10 protein-coding genes and 1 tRNA gene are annotated in these 18454 nt (G+C 50.5%); 8 read left to right on the top strand and 3 right to left on the bottom strand.

The window, feature by feature from the left end:
- The first annotated feature begins 46 nt into the window (after positions 1–46).
- The 7 genes from eno to FSU_RS08140 all read left to right on the top strand — a co-directional run bounded on the left by eno (position 47) and on the right by FSU_RS08140 (position 12656).
- Positions 47–1471 carry a phosphopyruvate hydratase gene (gene eno / locus FSU_RS08170; protein WP_014545978.1) on the top strand — a complete coding sequence of 475 codons (1425 nt, stop codon included), beginning with the start codon at positions 47–49 and terminating at the stop codon, positions 1469–1471.
- Positions 1472–1647: 176 nt separating this feature from the next.
- On the top strand, positions 1648–2814 hold the full coding sequence (locus FSU_RS08165; protein ID WP_014545977.1) for a ribose-phosphate diphosphokinase: 1167 nt from the start codon (positions 1648–1650) through the stop codon (positions 2812–2814).
- 198 nt (positions 2815–3012) lie between these two features.
- Positions 3013–6795, top strand: coding sequence for a PAS domain-containing hybrid sensor histidine kinase/response regulator (locus tag FSU_RS08160; RefSeq protein ID WP_014545976.1), 3783 nt, complete (start codon positions 3013–3015; stop codon positions 6793–6795).
- Between the two features lie 7 nt (positions 6796–6802).
- Complete coding sequence (locus FSU_RS15885; protein WP_014545975.1) at positions 6803–9829, top strand: response regulator; 3027 nt, start codon at positions 6803–6805, stop codon at positions 9827–9829.
- A gap of 87 nt (positions 9830–9916) precedes the next feature.
- The gene (gene nhaA / locus FSU_RS08150) at positions 9917–11245 is read left to right on the top strand and encodes a Na+/H+ antiporter NhaA (protein WP_015731965.1); all 1329 of its coding nucleotides are present in this window, start codon (positions 9917–9919) and stop codon (positions 11243–11245) included.
- 28 nt (positions 11246–11273) lie between these two features.
- Positions 11274–11639 carry a GIY-YIG nuclease family protein gene (locus FSU_RS08145; protein WP_014545973.1) on the top strand — a complete coding sequence of 122 codons (366 nt, stop codon included), beginning with the start codon at positions 11274–11276 and terminating at the stop codon, positions 11637–11639.
- 72 nt (positions 11640–11711) lie between these two features.
- Positions 11712–12656: a hypothetical protein gene (locus FSU_RS08140; RefSeq protein ID WP_014545972.1), complete on the top strand. Its 945-nt coding sequence runs from the start codon at positions 11712–11714 to the stop codon at positions 12654–12656.
- 2 nt (positions 12657–12658) lie between these two features.
- Here FSU_RS08140 and FSU_RS08135 read toward each other — a convergent pair whose 3' ends face one another.
- Genes FSU_RS08135 through FSU_RS08125 form a run of 3 tightly spaced genes read right to left on the bottom strand, consistent with a single transcriptional unit; the run spans position 12659 to position 18134 of the window.
- On the bottom strand, positions 12659–13429 hold the full coding sequence (locus FSU_RS08135; protein WP_014545971.1) for a sulfite exporter TauE/SafE family protein: 771 nt from the start codon (positions 13427–13429) through the stop codon (positions 12659–12661).
- The gene (locus tag FSU_RS08130) at positions 13426–14703 is read right to left on the bottom strand and encodes a hypothetical protein (protein ID WP_015731964.1); all 1278 of its coding nucleotides are present in this window, start codon (positions 14701–14703) and stop codon (positions 13426–13428) included. The genes FSU_RS08135 and FSU_RS08130 overlap by 4 nt, the downstream gene beginning before the upstream one ends.
- 38 nt (positions 14704–14741) lie before the next feature.
- Positions 14742–18134 (bottom strand): transglycosylase domain-containing protein, encoded by a 3393-nt coding sequence (locus tag FSU_RS08125; RefSeq protein ID WP_014545970.1) that lies wholly within the window; start codon positions 18132–18134, stop codon positions 14742–14744.
- Positions 18135–18311: 177 nt separating this feature from the next.
- Between FSU_RS08125 and FSU_RS08120 the strand changes: the two genes are divergently transcribed.
- Positions 18312–18400: transfer RNA gene (locus FSU_RS08120), tRNA-Ser, on the top strand.
- Positions 18401–18454 lie beyond the last annotated feature (54 nt).

The following is an 18454-nucleotide window of genomic DNA, read 5'->3' as shown; positions in this document are numbered from 1 at the left end:
ATATTTAAAGCACAAAAAATTTTCACTTTAACAGAAGGTTAATAAAATGGCTAAAATCGCTAAAGTTTGGGCTCGTCAGATTTTGGATTCCCGTGGCAATCCGTCTCTCGAAGTCGATGTCACTCTTGACAACGGTATCGTTGGTCACGCAGCTGTTCCGAGTGGTGCTTCCACCGGTGAACGCGAAGCTTGCGAACTCCGCGACGGCGACAAGAAGACCTATCTCGGCAAGGGCACTCTCACTGCCGTGAAGAACGTCAACACCAAGATCGCTAAGAAGATCGTTGGCATGGATCCGTCCAAGCAGACTGAAGTTGATGACGCTATGATCGAACTCGACGGCAACCGCATGCTCAAGAACACGCTCGGTGCAAACGCTATCCTCGGCGTTTCCATGGCTGTTTGCGTTGCTGCTGCTAAGGATGCTGGCCTTCCGCTTTACCAGTACATTGCTAAGCTCCATGGCACTGAAAAGCTCACCCTCCCGTGCCCGATGTGCAACGTGATCAACGGTGGTGCTCACTCTTCCGCTCCGATCGACTTCCAGGAATTCATGATCGCTCCGGTTGGCGCTAAGACTTTCTCCAAGGGTCTCCAGATGGTGACCGAAATCTTCCACGCTCTTAAGGCTGTCCTCAAGAAGGGTGGTTTCGATACGACGGTTGGTGACGAAGGTGGCTTTGCTCCGGGCGTTGCTATCAAGCCGGCTAAGAACAAGTTCGGTTACGAAATCAAGGACGTGATGACCCTCGAAAAGGCTCTCGCTGCTTTGAAGACCGCTACTGAAAACGCTGGTTACGTTTTCGGCAAGGACATCAAGATCGCTCTTGACGTTGCTTCTTCCGAATTCTGCGACAAGGAAACTGAAAAGGAAGGCTCCAAGGCTGTTACCTACACGTTCAAGAAGAGCACCAAGAAGACTGTCAAGTCTGCTGACATGGTCAAGCTCTATGAAAAGCTCATCGACAAGTACTCCATCTTCTCCATTGAAGACGGTCTCGATGAAGCTGACTGGGCAGGTTGGAAGGTTCTTACCGACAAGCTCGGTGGCAAGATCAACCTCGTGGGTGACGACCTGTTCGTTACGAACCCGACCATCTTCGACGAAGGCATCAAGGCTGGCATCGCTAACGCTATCCTCATCAAGGTGAACCAGGTCGGTTCTGTTTCTGAAACCCTCGCTGCTATCAAGCGCGCTCAGGTTGAAGGCTATGCTCCGATCGTTTCTCACCGTTCTGGCGAAACCGAAGACACCTTCATTGCTGACCTCGCCGTCGGTACTGCCGCTGGCCAGATCAAGACTGGTTCCCTCTCTCGTACGGACCGCGTCTGCAAGTACAACCGCCTCCTCCGCATCGAAGAAGAACTCGGCAAGGCTGCTGTCTACGCTGGCGATCCGCGCAAGAACTGCAAGGCTGCTAAGGCCCCGGCCAAGGCTGCTTGCAAGAAGGGCTGCAAGAAGTCCAAGTAAGGCGAACGTCGCGACTGCGACTGTCGTTTTAGAACAAAGTATCTAAAAAGAGCCTCGGCGTTAAGCCGGGGCTTTTTGCATTTGGTGATTTTCTTGCCCTTAAACTTGAAACGTGGATAGATTCTAACTATATTTGGCAATAACACAAAAACAACCCTTAAATCAAGGCTAGGAAAATGTCAGATCGTTTTATCGTGACCGGCAACTTTACCGATGATCCGTTTGCCATCGACATGGCTCAGTACATCGGTCTCCGTGAAGATATCTCCGACGTGGTCTCCCTGAAGACTTTCGCCAACTCCGAATTCTGCCCCCGCTACATGCTGGATATGGACGACTTGGAACATATCGGCAAACGCCTGGAAGGCAAGATTGTCTTGATTTGCTCTGTTTCTAACCATGAACGTAGCCGTAACGACTACGCCATGCGTAACTGCATCCTCGCTCGCGCCGCCAAGGACAACGGTGCAGAACAGGTCGTCTTGGTTGAACCGGACCTCTTCTACAGCGCCCAGGACCGCGGCCCGCACCGCATCGGTGAACTCGAAAAGGATCGCCCGGACATTGACCTCAAGAAGTTCGACGGCCAGGCATTCACGAGCCTCCTTTACGCCCAGCTTTTGAAGACTGCTGGTGTCGATGCCGTTGTCACCTGCCACAACCACAGCATCAAGGTGCAGAACCTCTTCAACGAAATTTTCGAAGGCAACTTCCACAACTTGATCCCGACGGACGTTTACGCCCACTACATCAAGAACAGCAACTTTGTCCAGACCGGTAAGGACGGCAACAATCTCGTGATTGTCTCCCCGGACAAGGGCGCACGCCCGTTCATGAACGCCGTGTTCGACGCTCTCCAGCTCCCGGAATGCAAGCGCGTCGTTATGGACAAGGTCCGTACTGGCGAACGTGAAATTTCCATGACCTTCAACCCGGAACTCTCCGACATCAGCATCGAAGAAATCGAAGGCAAGGACGTGATCGTGTTCGACGACATGGTCCGTACCGGTACGACGATTGTGCAGTGCTGCGAACACATCAAGAAGGGCAACCCGAACCGCGTCTGCTTCGGTGTTACGCACTTCCACACCAGTGCCGAAGCCCGCGAAAAGCTCAACAGCCCGGCTATCGATGAAATCCTCACGACCTCTACGCTCCCGGATATCATGAACCGTGACTGCCAGGGCCGCCTGAGGAAGAAGCTCACTGTCTTGAAGCTCGGCAAGTGGATTGCTCGCCACGTGATGCAGATGTACGGCATGGACGATGGCCGCTTCGAGAAGGACTTCTACAAGATTGATATGTCCTCGAAGAACCCGCGTTGGCCGCCTGCATTCTTCTAATAGAGTCTGTATATGGAAAAAAAGTCCGGATGCCGCAAGACGTCCGGATTTTTTTTGTTTTTTTTGGACTTTTTTCTGGAAAAGTGGTTTAAATGTCCGGAGAAAGTGTTGTTTAGCTTGACATAAATATTTTCACTGATTTGAAATTTTAATAATAAAACGTATTATTTTTATAAGATAGGATATGGGAAGCAATTTATGGCTGATGAACACTCGATACCGTTGACAACAAATATCTTGGACGGGGTAGGCATAGGGCTTTGGGCTGTCGAAATTGACGACGGCTGTGCTCCGCGCATGACCGCGAATTCGACTATGCTCAAGTTGCTTGGGCTTGAAGAGGGTGTTTCTGCCGAAGATATTTTCCACGCCTGGTTTGATAATATTGACCCGGAACATTTTGCCGAGGTCAAGGCGTATGTTGACAAGATGAGTGCAGGCGAGGCTCCCGAAATCCAGTACCCTTGGCATGCTCCTGATGGACGTGTCCGTTTTGTCCGCTGTGGTGGTACCCGCAATTACGATTATAAGAAAGGGGTGAGGCTCGAAGGCTGGCACAAGGATATCACGGAGCTTGCGCTCATCCAGAAGACTACTGAAGAGGAGCTCCGCAACGAAATCAAGACGATGGATCTTGATACAAAGCGGGAACGCTTGCAGAGCGCGCTCAACGAAAAACTTTATGGGAAGGCGATTCTCGATAAGGCGTATAGCTATTTCAAGGTGAACTTGTCGGAGGGCAAAGTCTCTCGCCCCTTTATCCAGATTATTGAAGGTAAGTCCGTTGACGTGAGCGATTCGTTTGGCGAAGACTTTCCGCATTACGATGCCATTATCGAGAAGATTGCCGACCAGCTCGTGGATAAGGAATATCGGAAGGCTTTTGTACAGCACCTCTCGGCGAAGTCGCTCATTGACCAGGTCAAGAAAGGTGATTCCATCCCTGAATACACTTGCCGTTTTTATTCGCCGCACATCGGTTGGCATTACAGCCGCTTTGTCTGCTACGTTTCCAAGAACGAAATCCTGAACGAATACCAGGCGATGTTGGTCGCTTATAACGTCTCGGAACAGCAGAAACAGGATGCCGCGATTCGCGATTGCATCGATGTTCTCTATAAGGAAAATCGTTCCAAGGACGCTATCGAAGAACTGCTTGCAACGCTTGCTTCGTATTACGATGCCGATAGGGCGTACATCCTGGAATGCGACAAGGGAAGGGAATACCTCAGTAGCACTTATGAATGGTGCCGTAAAGGTGTGAGGCCCAACAAGGCGGGGCTCCAGCATATTCCATTGGAGATAATCAATCCGTGGATTGAATCCGTGGGCGACATGGATGCCGTTTATCTTGAATCTCAGAACGATGAATATGGCGTTTGGGAAAGGCTGTATCAGTCGCTGCCGGTTCTAGATATCAAGAGCATAAGCGTTTCGACGATTGTTTCAAATGAACAGCGTTACAGCTTCCTCGTTTTGGACAATCCCAAGGAATCGCAAAAGAACTTTGCCGTCTTGAAACTTGTGGCGGGTTTTGCCGAAAACGAAATCAACCGCAGAAAGCGCATGGACGAAGATGCCGCCGTGACGTCACTTTTGGCGTCGGACTACTCGTGTATTTTCTATTGCGACCTGGAAACGGACTGCGTGACGGTCCACAAGCTGAATGCGAACATCCAGAAGTTAATTGGCAATTCCATTAACGGCATGTCGTATAACGATGCGATTGGCGTTATTGTCAACAAGGTTGTCGCTGCGGAAAGCAAGGTGTCTGTCTCTAAGAATCTTGCGGTGAAGAGCTTGAAGCAGCTCCTCCAAAAGAACGGCATTACAAGTTTTGAGTTTGTCAGCTGTACGGACAAATTTTGCGAATGCAAGGTGGTTGCCGCTAACAAGAAGCAGAAGGCTTTTGTCATAGGCTTTGCCGACAAGGATGAGCAAATCCGTATGGCGCGCATGCACCAGAAAAAGATTGAACAGGATTTGGAAATCATTGATATCCTGGCGTCGGAATATTCGGCGGTCTACTACATTGATCTTGAAAAGGATACCATTACTCCGTATTCGATGAACAAGAAGTCGGAATCGCTGTTCGGTAGCCGTTTCCGTTCGGGGGTCTCGTATTCCGAGGCGTTTGATGAATATGTCGGTGGAGTCGTGTGGGAACGCGACCGCGAGATGATGCGCAGGGCCGGGGCTCTGGACAATATCAAGAGGGAGCTTGCTCAGCAAAAGGCGTTTATCACCACGTACCGTGGCGATGTCGAGGGCAGACCGCACTATTGCGAAATGAAGTTTGTGAAGGTGGGCGGTGAATTTGATAGCCCGAGGGCGGTGGCGCTTGGCTTTGCCGAAAAGGACGACCTCATTCTCAAGGACTTTGTGAACGACATCTTGTACGATGACTATGTGTCCATCTACTTTGTGAACGTCGAGGACAATTCGTTCCGTACGATTAAGGCGTCAAATGTTCCGTGGGTTGAAAAGCGTCCGCTTTACAGTTCCTATTCTTCCGAAGTCAAACAAATTTGCGGCTTGGTTCTGGATGAATTCAAGGCGGAATGGCATAAGCTTTCGAATCTGTTCTTTGTGCAGAACTTCTTGAAGGAAGCCAACCAGCGTGACCTGGAATTCAAGATTGCGAGCGGGGAATGGCTGCGCGCGAAGTTCACGACTATTGAGCGAAATGAAGACGGCGAAGTCGTATCGTTTGTGCTCTCGTTTATGCTCCTGAGCGACGACCAGGTTGAAAAGCTAGAACTGGATGCGAAGATTGCCGAGCAGAACGACTTGCTTGAAAAGCAACAGGTGATGCTCCAGAAGGCGCTTTCAATGGCGCAGTCTTCGGACCGTGCAAAGACGACGTTCCTTTCGAACATGAGTCACGATATCCGTACGCCGATGAATGCTATTGTGGGTTTTACGGATCTTGCGATGGCGCATATTGATGAAAAGGATCAGGTGCTGGATTACCTGCACAAGCTTGGACAGAGCTCGAATCACTTGCTCTCGCTCATTAACGATGTCCTTGACATGAGCCGTATTGAATCGGGCAAGATGGTACTGTCCGAAAAGAACGAAGACCTGGTTGAAATTGTCAATGCGCTCAAGGATATTGTGCAGGCGGATGTCAATGCGAAAAATCTCGTGTTCGATGTGGAAATGGATATCAGCGAGTCGGGAATCGTCTGCGACAAGTTGCGCCTCAATCAGGTGCTCTTAAACGTCCTCTCGAATGCTATCAAGTACACGCAGGCGGGTGGCTCCATCCATATGCATATTTCCGAAAAGGAATCAATGAAGCCGGATTCGTCAATGTATGAATTCCGCATCCGCGACAATGGCATGGGCATGAATCCGGACTTCCTGAAGACGATTTACGAGCCGTTTACGCGAGCCAATTCTTCGACGGTGAGCGGAATCCAGGGGACTGGCCTTGGCATGTCCATTACTAAAAATATTGTGGAAATGATGGGCGGTCGTATTGAGATCTTCAGCGAAGAGAACAAGGGTACGGAAGTCGTCATCGATTTGGATTTCAAGCTGCATGGTAGTGCAAGGATTCGCGCCCGGATGGAATCGGAAAACTTCGATTTTACGGGCAAGAAAGTGTTGCTTGTCGAAGACAACGAGATGAATCGTCAGATTGCGTGCGATCTCCTTGAAGATAACGGCTTTGAGGTCTTTACGGCTGAAAACGGTGAGGAGGCTGTTGAACTTGTTCGGCAGTCCGTGCCGGGACAGTACGATATTGTATTGATGGATGTGCAGATGCCTGTCATGGATGGCTATGCGGCAACGCGTGCTATCCGTGTGCTTCCGGCGGGGTATCAGTCTCGCATCCCGATTATCGCCATGACGGCGAATGCTTTTGAGGAAGACCGCAAGGCGGCTCTTGACGCAGGCATGGATGAGCATATTTCAAAGCCGATAAACTTTGATAAAATGAAGTATATTTTGTCAAGATTCCTTAAAAAGTGATGACTGAATGATAAAGAATATTGATGGTATCCATAGCGAAAAGGTGATTCATCGGGATCACCTTGTTTTTGCGGTGATTCTCGTTGTATTGACGGTTGCGGCTTTTTTGTTTATCAGCCAGAAGGTGTTGAAAATTGTTGAAAATGGCTGTTTTAGCAGGCTTCAGGAAAATGCCGAGGTGGCGTCAAGCGAATTTGTCATGAACAACCTGCACTATGGCGGAACGCTCCAGTTTGTGGCGGATGCTCTCAAGGATCGTGATGACTATTCGACAGACAGCTTGCAGACGAAGCTGAACGATATGCAGCCGTTTTTGCGGGACCAGAAAATCAGCCTCCTCTTGCCTGGCGATACCGTTATAATGCCAGATGGCGTTGTGACTGCATCATCTCCGATGGGACTTTCCTATGAGGAGGAATCATCTCTTGAATCGCATGTGAAGGTCAAGTTGGAAAGCGATAAGCAGGAAGAAAAGCTCCTGTTCCATTTTGTGCCTGTCAAGAGTCATGGGCGTACTGTCGCTGTTGTGTTCTGGAGCTTTGGCCTGGAGGCCATCCACCAGTATCTGCGTAATGACAAGCGTTTCAACCGTAACATGTTTCTGTATGTCGTCAACCGCGATGACGGCAGGTTTATTACGGATTCGAAGCACGATTCGCTCAAGGGCATTCGTGACTACTTGAATGAGATGGACAACGAAAATGGTCTGTTCTCGGCGATTGTTGATAGCATATTGGCGGGAAAGACCGGCAGGGCCTGCGTTGAAAATTATTGGGAAGAGGTAAACTGTTTCTTCTATAAGCCGATGGCAGTAAACCACTGGAGTGTCGTGATTTCGTCCCCAGAAAAGGTGGCGATGGCGGCTGTCCATAAAGTCCGTTTCATTTTGCTGTGCTTTGGAATTGCTGTCCTATTGTTCTGTGGCGCTTATTTCGTGTTGCTTTGCCGTGTGGCCGTCCGTAGCTTTGCGGGCGAATCTGATCGCATGCAACAGGATGACGTGGGCAAGGTCCGTTATATGCAGATGAAACTTTTGGGCCTTCTGTCCAAGAACTTTATCCATATCTATTACGTGAATCCGGAATCGGGGTCGTATGTGGTTTACCCGAGCGCGATGAACGACTTGTACAAGGAAATCCTGAGCCGTTTTGACTGCAACGTTTCGCTCTATGACATCATGAACAATGACGAGCTCACGAAAATCCACAAGGACGATTTGGAACTTTGCCATAGCGTGTTTAACAAGGAAGCGTTCCTTGAAATGATGGGTTCGAATGAATCCCGTAAAGTTGTGGACATGCGCTGGTTTATCAACGGCAACTGGGTCTGGCTGCGCCATACGCTGATTGGCCTTGCCGATGGCAAGGGCGGCGGTTACGTGCTTATTGGCGTCGAGGACGTGAATGACGAGAAGGTGGCCATCGAAGCAGAACGTGAAAGACTTTCAGTGATCAAGGGCCTTTCGGAAGACTTTACGCTCGTGAGCTTCATCAACCCGTCCACGCGCGAAGACCATCTTTATTATGTGAAGAAGAACAACTGGGCCGATAATCCGAACTGGAAAAAGGTCGGGAATTTTGAAGACCGCCTGAAGTTGATTGCGAATACGCTTGTTCACCCTGATGACCGCAAGATGTTCCTTGAAATGACATCGCGTGAAGTCGTTAACGAAAAGCTTTCTAAAAAGAATGCTTATTACGTCAACTACAGGATGGTTATTGGGAGCGCCGTGGAATATTGGCAGCTCAAGTTTGTGATTGCGGGTAAGGCTGCCGATGCGCAAAAACAGATTGTGGCGGGCTTTATCAGCGTTGACGAATCCACGCGTTTGCAGCTGGAACAGAAGGAACAACTGGAAACCCAGGCCGAGGCCTTGAAACAGGCTCTCTCGGCGGCTCAGGCGGCAAACAGCGCGAAAAAGGAATTCCTCAACAGCATAAGCCATGAAATCCGTACGCCGCTTAACGCAGTCATTGGCCTTACGTCAATTGCCTCGACGCATTTGGGTGATGCGGAACGCGTGAAGGATTGCTTGGTGAAAATTGACCAGAGCTCCGATCGCCTGCTTTCGATTATCAACGACATTCTTGACATGAGCCGCATTGAATCGGGCAAGTTTGACCTCAAGGAAGCTCCAATGCACTTGTTTGAATTGGTTCATGAGGTGGAACGCGATATCCGCAATGACTTGCAGGCGAAGGACCTCAAGTTTGAACTGGATTGTGTCGATATCAATGATGATGAAGTTGTCTGCGATAGGGAACGCTTGCGCCAGGCACTTCTCAAGGTGCTTTCAAATGCCATCAAGTTTACAAAGGAAGGCGGTTCCATTTCGATGAGCGTCAAGGAAACTCCGCTTACGAAGTCAAGCTATGCTGCCTACGAGTTCCGCATCAAGGATAACGGTATCGGCATGAGTGAAGAGTTCCTGAAGACGGTTTACGAACCGTTTGCAAGGGAATCTACGGTGTCGAGAGATGTCCGCGGCATGGGCCTTGGACTTGCCATCACGAAGAATTCTGTCGAAATGATGGGCGGCCAGATTGAAATTGCAAGCCGCCTGCATGTCGGTACCGAAGTGACGATGACGTTTGAATTTAAGCTTGTGCAGTCAAAGAAAAATGATGAAAGCAATGCTGTTGTCAACTCCGGATTTGCCGGAAAGAAGATTTTGCTGGTCGAAGACAATATCCTCAACCGTGAAATTGCGATGGAAATCCTCCAGGATAACGGCTTTATCGTGACTGCGGTAGAAGATGGTGATATCGCCGTGAAAATGCTTTCTAAGGCGGAAACGAGACCGTTTGACGTGGTTTTGATGGACGTCCGCATGCCGGTAATGGATGGCTATGAGGCTACAAAGCGCATTCGAGCCCTAAAGAACAAGGACGTTGCGGAAATTCCGATTATTGCCATGACGGCGAACGCTTTTGACGAAGACTGTAGGGCTTCTTTTGAGGTGGGCATGAACGAGCATATCGCAAAACCGGTCAGTATTGAAAAACTGAAGGATGTCCTGACGATGTTCTTGTAACGGACTTGTAGTTTTATTCCTATTTATCTGTTACAACGGCGGTATGGCTCCAAAAAAATGTAAAAACTTATCTATATTGAAAAGCATATGTCAGCACGAGTAACAAGCAGCGATAAAATTGAAGATATGTTTCCGGAAACCCCGGTACGTAAGATCATCACCCCGATCGAGCGCCTGATGAAGGTGGAGACGACGGGCGGCATAGTGCTTATCATTATGACGCTTGCGGCTCTCATCTGGGCGAACTTGAGTCCGTCATCGTACGAGCACTTTTGGCATTTGCCGTTCGTGGTGACGATTGGCAGCTGGGTGGGCGCTGGTGACTTGCATTGGTTCATCAATGATGCGTTGATGACGATATTCTTCTTCAATATCGGGCTTGAGGTCAAGGGCGAAATGACTTATGGCGAACTCCGCGATCCGAAGGCGGCGAGTCTCCCGATTATTGCGGCTGCTGGCGGTATGCTTTTCCCGGCGCTGATTTACTTGACGCTTTGCCCGGCGGGGACATCTCACGGCTGGGGAATCCCGACGGCGACGGATATCGCGTTTGTGGTGGGCTGCATGGCGATTCTCGGCAAGAAGGTTCCGCATGCGCTCCGCGTGATGATTTTGACCCTTGCTATTGCGGACGATATCGGTGCAATCCTCGTGATTGCGATTGGCTACCCGAGCGGCGACGGCATCAACTTTGTTGCTCTTGGGACGGCTTTTGTGCTCCTCATTTTGATTAACGTGCTGTTCCGCGTGGGCGTGCGCAATTTGCTCTTGCATGGCGTGATTGGCATCGCTATTTGGGCGTTCTTCGTGAAGTCCGGTGTGCATCCGACAATTGCTGGCGTGCTCCTCGGTCTTTCCGTGCCGGCTAAGGCCGTGGTCGCAAAGGGCAAGGTTGCAAGCTTTGCCAACAGCGTGGGTAACGTGCTCTCTGGCGATGCTAAGGTCTCTGGCGAAGAAAAGTATCGCGTGTTCAGCCTCCTCCAGCGTGGCGCCCGTGAAAGCGTCTCGATGCAGGAACGCTTGTACAAGCCGCTTGTGCCGTGGGTGAACTTTGGTATTATGCCGCTCTTTGCTCTTTCAAATGCCGGTGTTGAAATCAAGCTCGGTGGTCTTGACGTGCCTGTGCTTGGCGCCGTGGCTCTTGCCCTCATTTTCGGTAAGCCGATTGGTATTTTCCTCTTCAGCCTCTTGTCTGTGAAAATTGGTGTTTCCAAGAAGCCGAGCTACTCCTGGAAGGTCCTTTGGGGTGGTGGCATGCTTGCCGGTATCGGTTTTACGATGGCTCTCTTTGTCGCTGGTCTTGCGTTTGAAGACGGTGCAAACAAGGATTCTGCAAAGCTTGGTATCCTCCTTGGAAGCTTTAGCGCAGCCATCCTCGGTACCATCTACATGAGCATTGTGTCTAAGAAAGAATAGTTGGTGGAGTTTAGAACTTAGGAATGTCATGCCGGCCTCCGAGCCGGCATCTCCATATACGGTAATGACCAAGGCTCACTTCGTCTACATGCTCCGTTGCAAGGGTGACCGCATTTACACGGGCTACGCCGTGGATGTCGACGCCCGCTATGAAGAGCATTGCAGTGGGCGTGGCGCGAGATTTACCAAAGCGTTTCCGCCGGAATGCATTTTACAAACATTCGAACTTGAAACTCGCGAAGAAGCGCTCCGCCTAGAGGCTCGCATTAAAAAGCTCAAGCGCCCGCAAAAGGAACTCCTTGCTGCGGGTGATCCTGCATTAGAAGGCGCACTGCGTGCAGGTCTTGGCGAACGCCTCAAGCCAAAAAAGAAACGCCGTAAAAAGCGTGTGTAGTCTTTCTTTGGGGGATTGCCTATTGCTTTCAAAATAGTGTATTTTATTAAAGAACTTTTTTGAAAGTAGACTATGATATCCATCGAAGACGCCAAAAATCAGGAAGACCTCTTCCAAATCAAGTCCGCCATCATGAGCAAGAAGCTCGAAGATATTGGCGGCCGAAAAGGCGTGATGGAAATTTTGAGTTTGTCCCTGGATGCGTACAAGAATAAGGACTATGAAAAGTCGCTGAAGATTCTTGAACCGCTAATGCAGGTTCTTAAAGAACATCCATTTGTGTCTAGTGATGATGTTAGCTACGTCGCTATCTCGGACGAAATGGAATGGGTGCTTTATCAACATTTTTACCAGAACCCGTCGCAACAGATAAAGAATGTCAGCCTCGTCTGCCCGATGGACTGGATCTATCGCCAGTATGCGCTTGCTGCATTGGATTTGGGCGACTACTCTACGGCGTTGAAAGGCGTGACCGAAGCCGTCCAGTGGAACCCGACCTCTGCAAAATGCAGAATCTTGTATGCGATGCTTTGCAGTGCCGAAGGCCGTTGGGAGAACTTGCTCAAGGAAATCGTTTCTGCCATGAAGTACACGTATCGCTCTAGCGATATGATCCATTGCTTCCGCTTTTTGAAGGATTATTTTATATACAAAAAGATGTACGATGTGGCTGTGTATTGCAGTTTTTTACGGTCGCGTTTTTCGTCTTCTGAAAATGTGCTCATCGAAATCGTTGGCGATATGGTCATGCTCCTTAAACGCACGAATTTTGACTACAGCAGCATAAACGATGACGACATGATTGAAACTTGCAAAAAATATGGGTTTATGCCAACCTTCAATCCAGAAGTCGTTGCTGTGGCGCAAGACAGTTACGAAGACGCCTTCCTTGCAAAAGATGCAGGGCGCGCCGCTTATTTCGCACAGATTATGGAAGACCTCAAAACGGAGCAAGAAAAAAGAGATGCCGTGAATCTACGGCAACTCTTCGAAAGTCACAGAAATCCGGTGAGCTAGGGCTATTTCATCACCAAGTCCACCACGAGTGCAATCGCCATGCCGATGCTACATACGCTGATGAACCGCTGGATGAACTTGTTGCCTTTTTTGCGCTGCGTGAAACTGCCGAGGTAGCCGCCGAACCATGCGCCTGCCGCCATGATAATCGCAACGGGCCAATCGATTTTTCCGGCGAGGCCCAGCGCGACCGTGCTTACAATGAGAAACACGTTCGTGAGCGCATTCTTGATGGCGTTCACGTGAATTGGGTCTAGTCCGGTGTACCGCGTGAGTCCAAATATTTGCACGAACCCAACGCCCACCTGCACAATGCATCCATAGACAGCGATGGCGAAAAATCCGAGGGCGCCTTTGACGGTGAGTTTTTCGGGCGGGTTCTCGGGAGGCTTTCCGAGAATGTCCTTGCGCAAGTTGCTCATGACCACCACAAGGCAAATGACAACCGCGAGAATCGCCTGGAAGAGCTTGTCTCCGATGCGGACAAGGAAGCATGCGCCAAGGAGTGCGCCGAAGAATGTCGGCAGCAGTAGCTGGAAGAATATCTTCTTGTTCAGGTAACCGTGACGCGCAAGGTTGTAGGCACTGCTGAAATTCCCGATGATGAGCCCGATGCGGTTCGTGCCGTTTGCAACAGTCGCGGGGAGCCCGAGGAAAATCATGATGGGGAGGCTAAGCGTAGAACCGCCACCTGCGATGCTGTTGATGAGGCTTACGACTGCACCCAAAATAAAGAACGCCGGGTACTGGGCGTAATTCCACCAGTCTGTCACTTGGCGAGTTCCTTTTCAATAAACTTTCTGTTGCTTTCGACTTTCTCGCGTTGCGTTGTTTCTGGGAATTCCGCAAGACACTTGTTGAGTGGTGCGATGGCGTCGTTCAGCAATTTCTTTTTCTTTTCTTCGTCCGTTTGCTTCAAGGACTTGGCAAAAATCTGCGATGTTGTTTTGCGCTGTTTGTTGCAGTAGGCATCGGCAAGGACGATGTACTTTTCATTTGCTTCCTTGCGGAGCTTGCTCGTCTTGAGTTTGTTCAGCAAATCCTTGGCCTTGTCAAACTTTTCGTTTGCAATAAGCGTGTCAACCTTGGCGAGTGCTGCGGCAGGGTCCTGTTTTTCCCACATTTTGGCGGTCTCGGAATCGGTTGCCTTTTCAAGCTCGTCAACGTGATTCAAGAATGCTTGCACATGGAGTGTGTCTTCGAAATCGCGGTAGCGGATGCGGAATGTTTCGGTCTGCTTACGGGCTTCGGCGAATTGTGCCTTTTCGTCAGCGAGAACTTTGATGGCGTCAAATTCTTTAGAGGCCTTCTTGAGCGTGTTCGAATAAGCGATTTTCTTTTGGTCTTTAGCCCAGTTTGCGAGCGAGTCACCCGGAGCGAGCTGCGCAATCAAACTGTCTGCGGTTTCGGCGACCATGCTGTATGAGGCTTGCACGCGGTTCATGTTCTGAATCTGGAGTGCCATTGACTCAAATTCTTTTGCCTTTTCTTCGCGGCGCTTGCCGAAAGCATCGCGGAGCGTGTCCGAATGCGCTTGCCATTTTTCCCACATTGGAGCCATTGTCGAGAAACTGTTCAAGATGACGGAGGCGGAGTCCGTTTGACCGGCGCGGCTGAGTGTGTCGGCGTAGCTAAAGACGTAATTGGCGAGTGCTGGGAATGCCTTGTACGGGTCCATCGTCGTTTCGAGCGTACAATGCGAAAAGTGCGTCTTGTCGCACGGCGGCAACATCATCAAGACCGTATCGACTCGAGTCTGTACGAGAATGGTCGGCGTCTGTTCCGGAGTCAAAATCTGGTCGGGCGTTGAGAGTTTGAACTGGTCAAGAATCTGCGAAGCGCTATCGCCGGTGACGACCTGCATCTCGGAATACTTGCCGGTCTGCGTTTCTGCAGACTGGACTGTATCTTGCCCGATGACTTTAGTGAACGGAGTTTCAGTAGGCTTTACGTCTGGAGAAGGGCATTGATTAGTCCCGATACATGCGGTGAGCGAGAACGCTGCGGCGAATGTGGCTGCCTGAACGAAAACCGTTGATTTAGACATGAAACACTCCGTTTTTTAATCGTGAACAAAAATAGCAATTACTCAGCATCGGCTTCGATGGGTACGAATGCATTTTTGCTGCTGAAGTTTTCGGGCAAATCCCAGTCATCATCCTTGGGCATGGCGGCCTGCGGTTTTGGCGGCTGAACTGGCGTGAACGTCTGCTGCGGATTAAGCGGAATCTGCTTTGCGGCTTCCGTTGCCTTCTTGATGGAATCTGCCTTCATGACTTCTGAAACTGGCCTTGCATCAGCAGGGATGACTTGCTGCGGCTTCGGCGCACTTGTGATTGGCGCTGTCCCAGCTTGCGCAGTAGCGGGCTGTGCGACACTGGGTGCGGCTTCTTGTGCTTTAACCATCGCGGAATCTGTTGCGTTTCCGGTTTGCGGTGGCGTGCTTGCTTGCGGCATCGGCAAGCTCACGACAATTCCAGATTTTGCAATTGTTTCGGCGGCAATCTTTTGCACTTGCGGTGGCGTGAATCCTGGCACATCGAGCCACGGGAGCGGGCGGCCTTTTTCGCCGTTTACCAAAGCTTCACCGGTCATCGGGTCCACCGTGAGTTCTCCACGTTCGTTTGTCAGCATCAACGGCACTTCGCCCGTGGCGATCATCGAAATGTCTAGGAAGTCGATTTGCTTCGGGATGCCGAGAATGTCTATTTCTTCCTTTGCAAAAGAAGCCCACTGCGGCAAACCACCCGAGGCGCCTGCAATACGCGTGCGTCCTGATTTCAAAGGCTTGTTGTCGTCAAAGCCCACATAGCTACCAATGGCAATCACGGAATCCAATGCAATGCCGTTCTTTTCTTTGACGTACGTCGGGAGCGCTCCAAGGAACGCCACGTTGCGGTAATCGTTTGTTGTACCCGTCTTACCCATTACCGGATAGCGGAGCTTCGATGCACCTTCAGGATTCTTGACGCTAAGCGCGGTGAGCTGGCTGTGTGCCGTACCGTTCGTGAACACGGAGCGCAACATCACGCCCATCTGCGTTGTCACGGTATCGTCGAGCACCGTCATCGATTCCATCTTGTTCCTGAAAATCGTACGGCCATCGCGGTTTCTGATTTCCTTGATAAAGCAGGCTTCGGTCCAGTTCGCGTCCTTGCACTTGAAAATCTTACCTGTGAGGAGCGTCTGGTAGGCGGTCGTGATTTCGGCAAGCGTAATATCGTTCACGCCGAGCGGCATACTGAACACTTTCTGCAATTTCTGGTGGATGCCGATTTCGTTGGCAAAGCGGGCGTAGTCGGCCATCGCAAGCGCACGGCGGTAATCCGGCCAGTAACGCAGATGAGCCATGTCAAAGTAATCTGCATCGCTATCGACCGGTTCAATCATGGCATTCAAACGCTTAAAGTCGGCAAGCGTAAAGTTTTCAATCAGCTGTACGGAATCGAGCGGCAACAGCTTTGTCGATTCATCCGGGTCGAGTTCCTGGATTTCGCGGGCGCGCCAGATTTCAGAGTAACGCTTGAAGTTGTGGTTCACGTACTTCGTGATTTTCGGATCGCGCTTCGCTTGTTTCAAACCAATGTCCGTAAACGTGCCGTAGCGCAAGTTCTGCACGGCGCGGGCCTGCAATACCTTGCCGTCGTTCATATAACGTTCCACGAGCGCATCGCGTGCCTTCGTGAATTCGATTTCGCGCTTGACGTCTTCCTTCATCATGAGGCCGAACTTGTCGCGCAAACGTTCCACGAACTTGATGCGTTCTTCGTCCGGATTGCGGGCAAAGCCGTTTTCTCGGGCAACGTCTTCGAATTCCTTGTCCGAGAGCTTGTCCAGAAGGTGTTCCAAAAGCCAAATACTAGCGATGTTTTCGGAACGCGTAGCGGCCCATGCAATGCTGACAACGTCACCCTTGTTCTTGTGGTCCGGGCGCGGGAAGTAGAATTGATTCCCGTACTGGAAAGCGTTGAATTCGTTTTCAAGATTGTCGAGGTAGTTCCAGTGGTACTTGAGGGCGAGAGCGTAAAGAATCGGCTTCCAGCTAGAACCGAGTTGGCGGAGTGCCTTGAAGCTACGGTCAAATCCCGTGTTGTGGAAACCGCCTTGGCTCGCGAGCACCTTGCCGTTCTGGATGGCGACGAGTGCGCCTTGCAGCACCGGTTCCGTTTCAATTTTGCACTGTGCGTAACCGTCAATCGGGGTTTCGTCGATGATGCTCACGAGGAGGATGGCTCCCGGCTTGAGCTGAGTTGCAAGAATCTTGTTCACATCGCCACCGGCGAGCTTGGCAAAGTCGTTTACGGATTGCTCCGTGACAATGCCCTTGAGCTGCCCGAAGTTCAACTTGAGCGATTGCAGTCTGCCGGTCGTATCGTAGAAAACACTATCCACGGCGCCGTAGAGGTAATCGCCCTTGCGAGCGTTGCGGGCGCGGTTTGCAAATTGAGCCTTCGGGAGTACAAAACCGCCGAGCTGTAATTGCAAGTTACTGATGTTTGTCTGCAATGCGCGTTTGGCGGCATCCTGCGATTTGGCGTTCAAAGTCGTTGTGATTTCGAGTTGAGCCTTGCGCCAGTCTTCGATGCCTTCCTTTTGGAAAAGTTCGTGGAAAAAATCGCTGTCAAGGCGTTCTTCCAAGCGTTCGAGCGTCGTGCTCATCGTGAAACGGAAATTGCCGTGGTTGAATTCCAAGGGCTTTGCGGTGGCTGCATCCATGTCGGCCTGCTCGATGTAGCCCTCTTCGACCATGCGTCCGAGTACGTAGCGGAGTCGCGTCTCGCCGCGTTTGATTGCCTTTTGCCTGCGTTCTTCGGTGCGCTGGATAAACGGGTCGTAGTTGAACGGTCCCTTGACCGAGCCTGCGATGAAAGCGCATTCGGCGAGCGTCAGGTCCTTGAGTTCCTTGTTGAAGAAGTACTGGGCTGCGATAGCCACGCCTTTACCCGTACCCGAGACGTGGAACTGGTTCAGGTAAAATTCCAGGATGTCTTCCTTGGAAAAGTGCTTTTCCATGCGGAGTGCGTTCAGGAATTCCTTGAGCTTTTCCTTGATGCTACGTTCTTCACGACCAAAAATGTTCTTGACGGCCTGCTGCGTGAGTGAGGATCCGCCCTGGCTGACACGCCCTGATTTGATGTTATTGACCATGGCGCGCATGAAACCCTTGAGGTCGTAACCGTTGTGGGTCCAGTAACGGGAGTCTTCGGCGGCGATAAGGGCGTTGATCAGGTTGACCGGGATATCGCCATAAGGCACGTACACTCGGTGGTTCGCGTCAAAGAATGCTCCGAGCAGGTTTTCGCCGTCTTCGTAAAAGACTCGGGTTTCGCCAGAGAGAACCTGCAAGATATTGGCGCGGTTGAATTGGTTGTCCGGGTCGCGTTCGGGAAGGATCTTGAACACGACTATATAAAAGGGGATGTAGCAAATCAAGGCTACAAGGAAGAATGCGACGATGATTTTAACAAACTTATTCATATTTACGTAAATTATTGAGTATTAACGACTTACAAGATATAAAACTTTTGGAGGGGTGGCCTGCCCGGAGGCCCGTAATATGTAAAAAATAGGCCCATTTTTGTGGAAAAATAATGAATTTGGCTGTTACCCCTTGAAATTTTGCCGAAATTTTGTTAAAATTAGTGTCCCCAAGATGGGAAGATGGCCGAGTTGGCCGAAGGCGCGTCCCTGCTAAGGACGTATAGGACTAAATCCTATCGCGAGTTCGAATCTCGCTCTTCCCGCTGAAAAGCCCCGAGTCGAAAGACCCGGGGTTTTTTGTGTCTTCTCTCCGCGTT

The sequence above is a fragment of the Fibrobacter succinogenes subsp. succinogenes S85 genome, from assembly GCF_000146505.1.
Lineage (GTDB): Bacteria > Fibrobacterota > Fibrobacteria > Fibrobacterales > Fibrobacteraceae > Fibrobacter > Fibrobacter succinogenes.
This window is presented reverse-complemented; position numbering and strand designations above follow the sequence as displayed.

Bases quoted from the DNA above. Each gene is read 5' to 3' on its own strand.
- eno (WP_014545978.1), top strand. From the start codon at position 47: ATGGCTAAAATCGCTAAAGTTTGGGCTCGTCAGATTTTGGATTCCCGT.
- FSU_RS08165 (WP_014545977.1), top strand. From the start codon at position 1,648: ATGTCAGATCGTTTTATCGTGACCGGCAACTTTACCGATGATCCGTTT.
- FSU_RS08160 (WP_014545976.1), top strand. From the start codon at position 3,013: ATGGCTGATGAACACTCGATACCGTTGACAACAAATATCTTGGACGGG.
- FSU_RS15885 (WP_014545975.1), top strand. From the start codon at position 6,803: ATGATAAAGAATATTGATGGTATCCATAGCGAAAAGGTGATTCATCGG.
- nhaA (WP_015731965.1), top strand. From the start codon at position 9,917: ATGTCAGCACGAGTAACAAGCAGCGATAAAATTGAAGATATGTTTCCG.
- FSU_RS08145 (WP_014545973.1), top strand. From the start codon at position 11,274: ATGCCGGCCTCCGAGCCGGCATCTCCATATACGGTAATGACCAAGGCT.
- FSU_RS08140 (WP_014545972.1), top strand. From the start codon at position 11,712: ATGATATCCATCGAAGACGCCAAAAATCAGGAAGACCTCTTCCAAATC.
- FSU_RS08130 (WP_015731964.1), bottom strand. From the start codon at position 14,703: ATGTCTAAATCAACGGTTTTCGTTCAGGCAGCCACATTCGCCGCAGCG.
- FSU_RS08125 (WP_014545970.1), bottom strand. From the start codon at position 18,134: ATGAATAAGTTTGTTAAAATCATCGTCGCATTCTTCCTTGTAGCCTTG.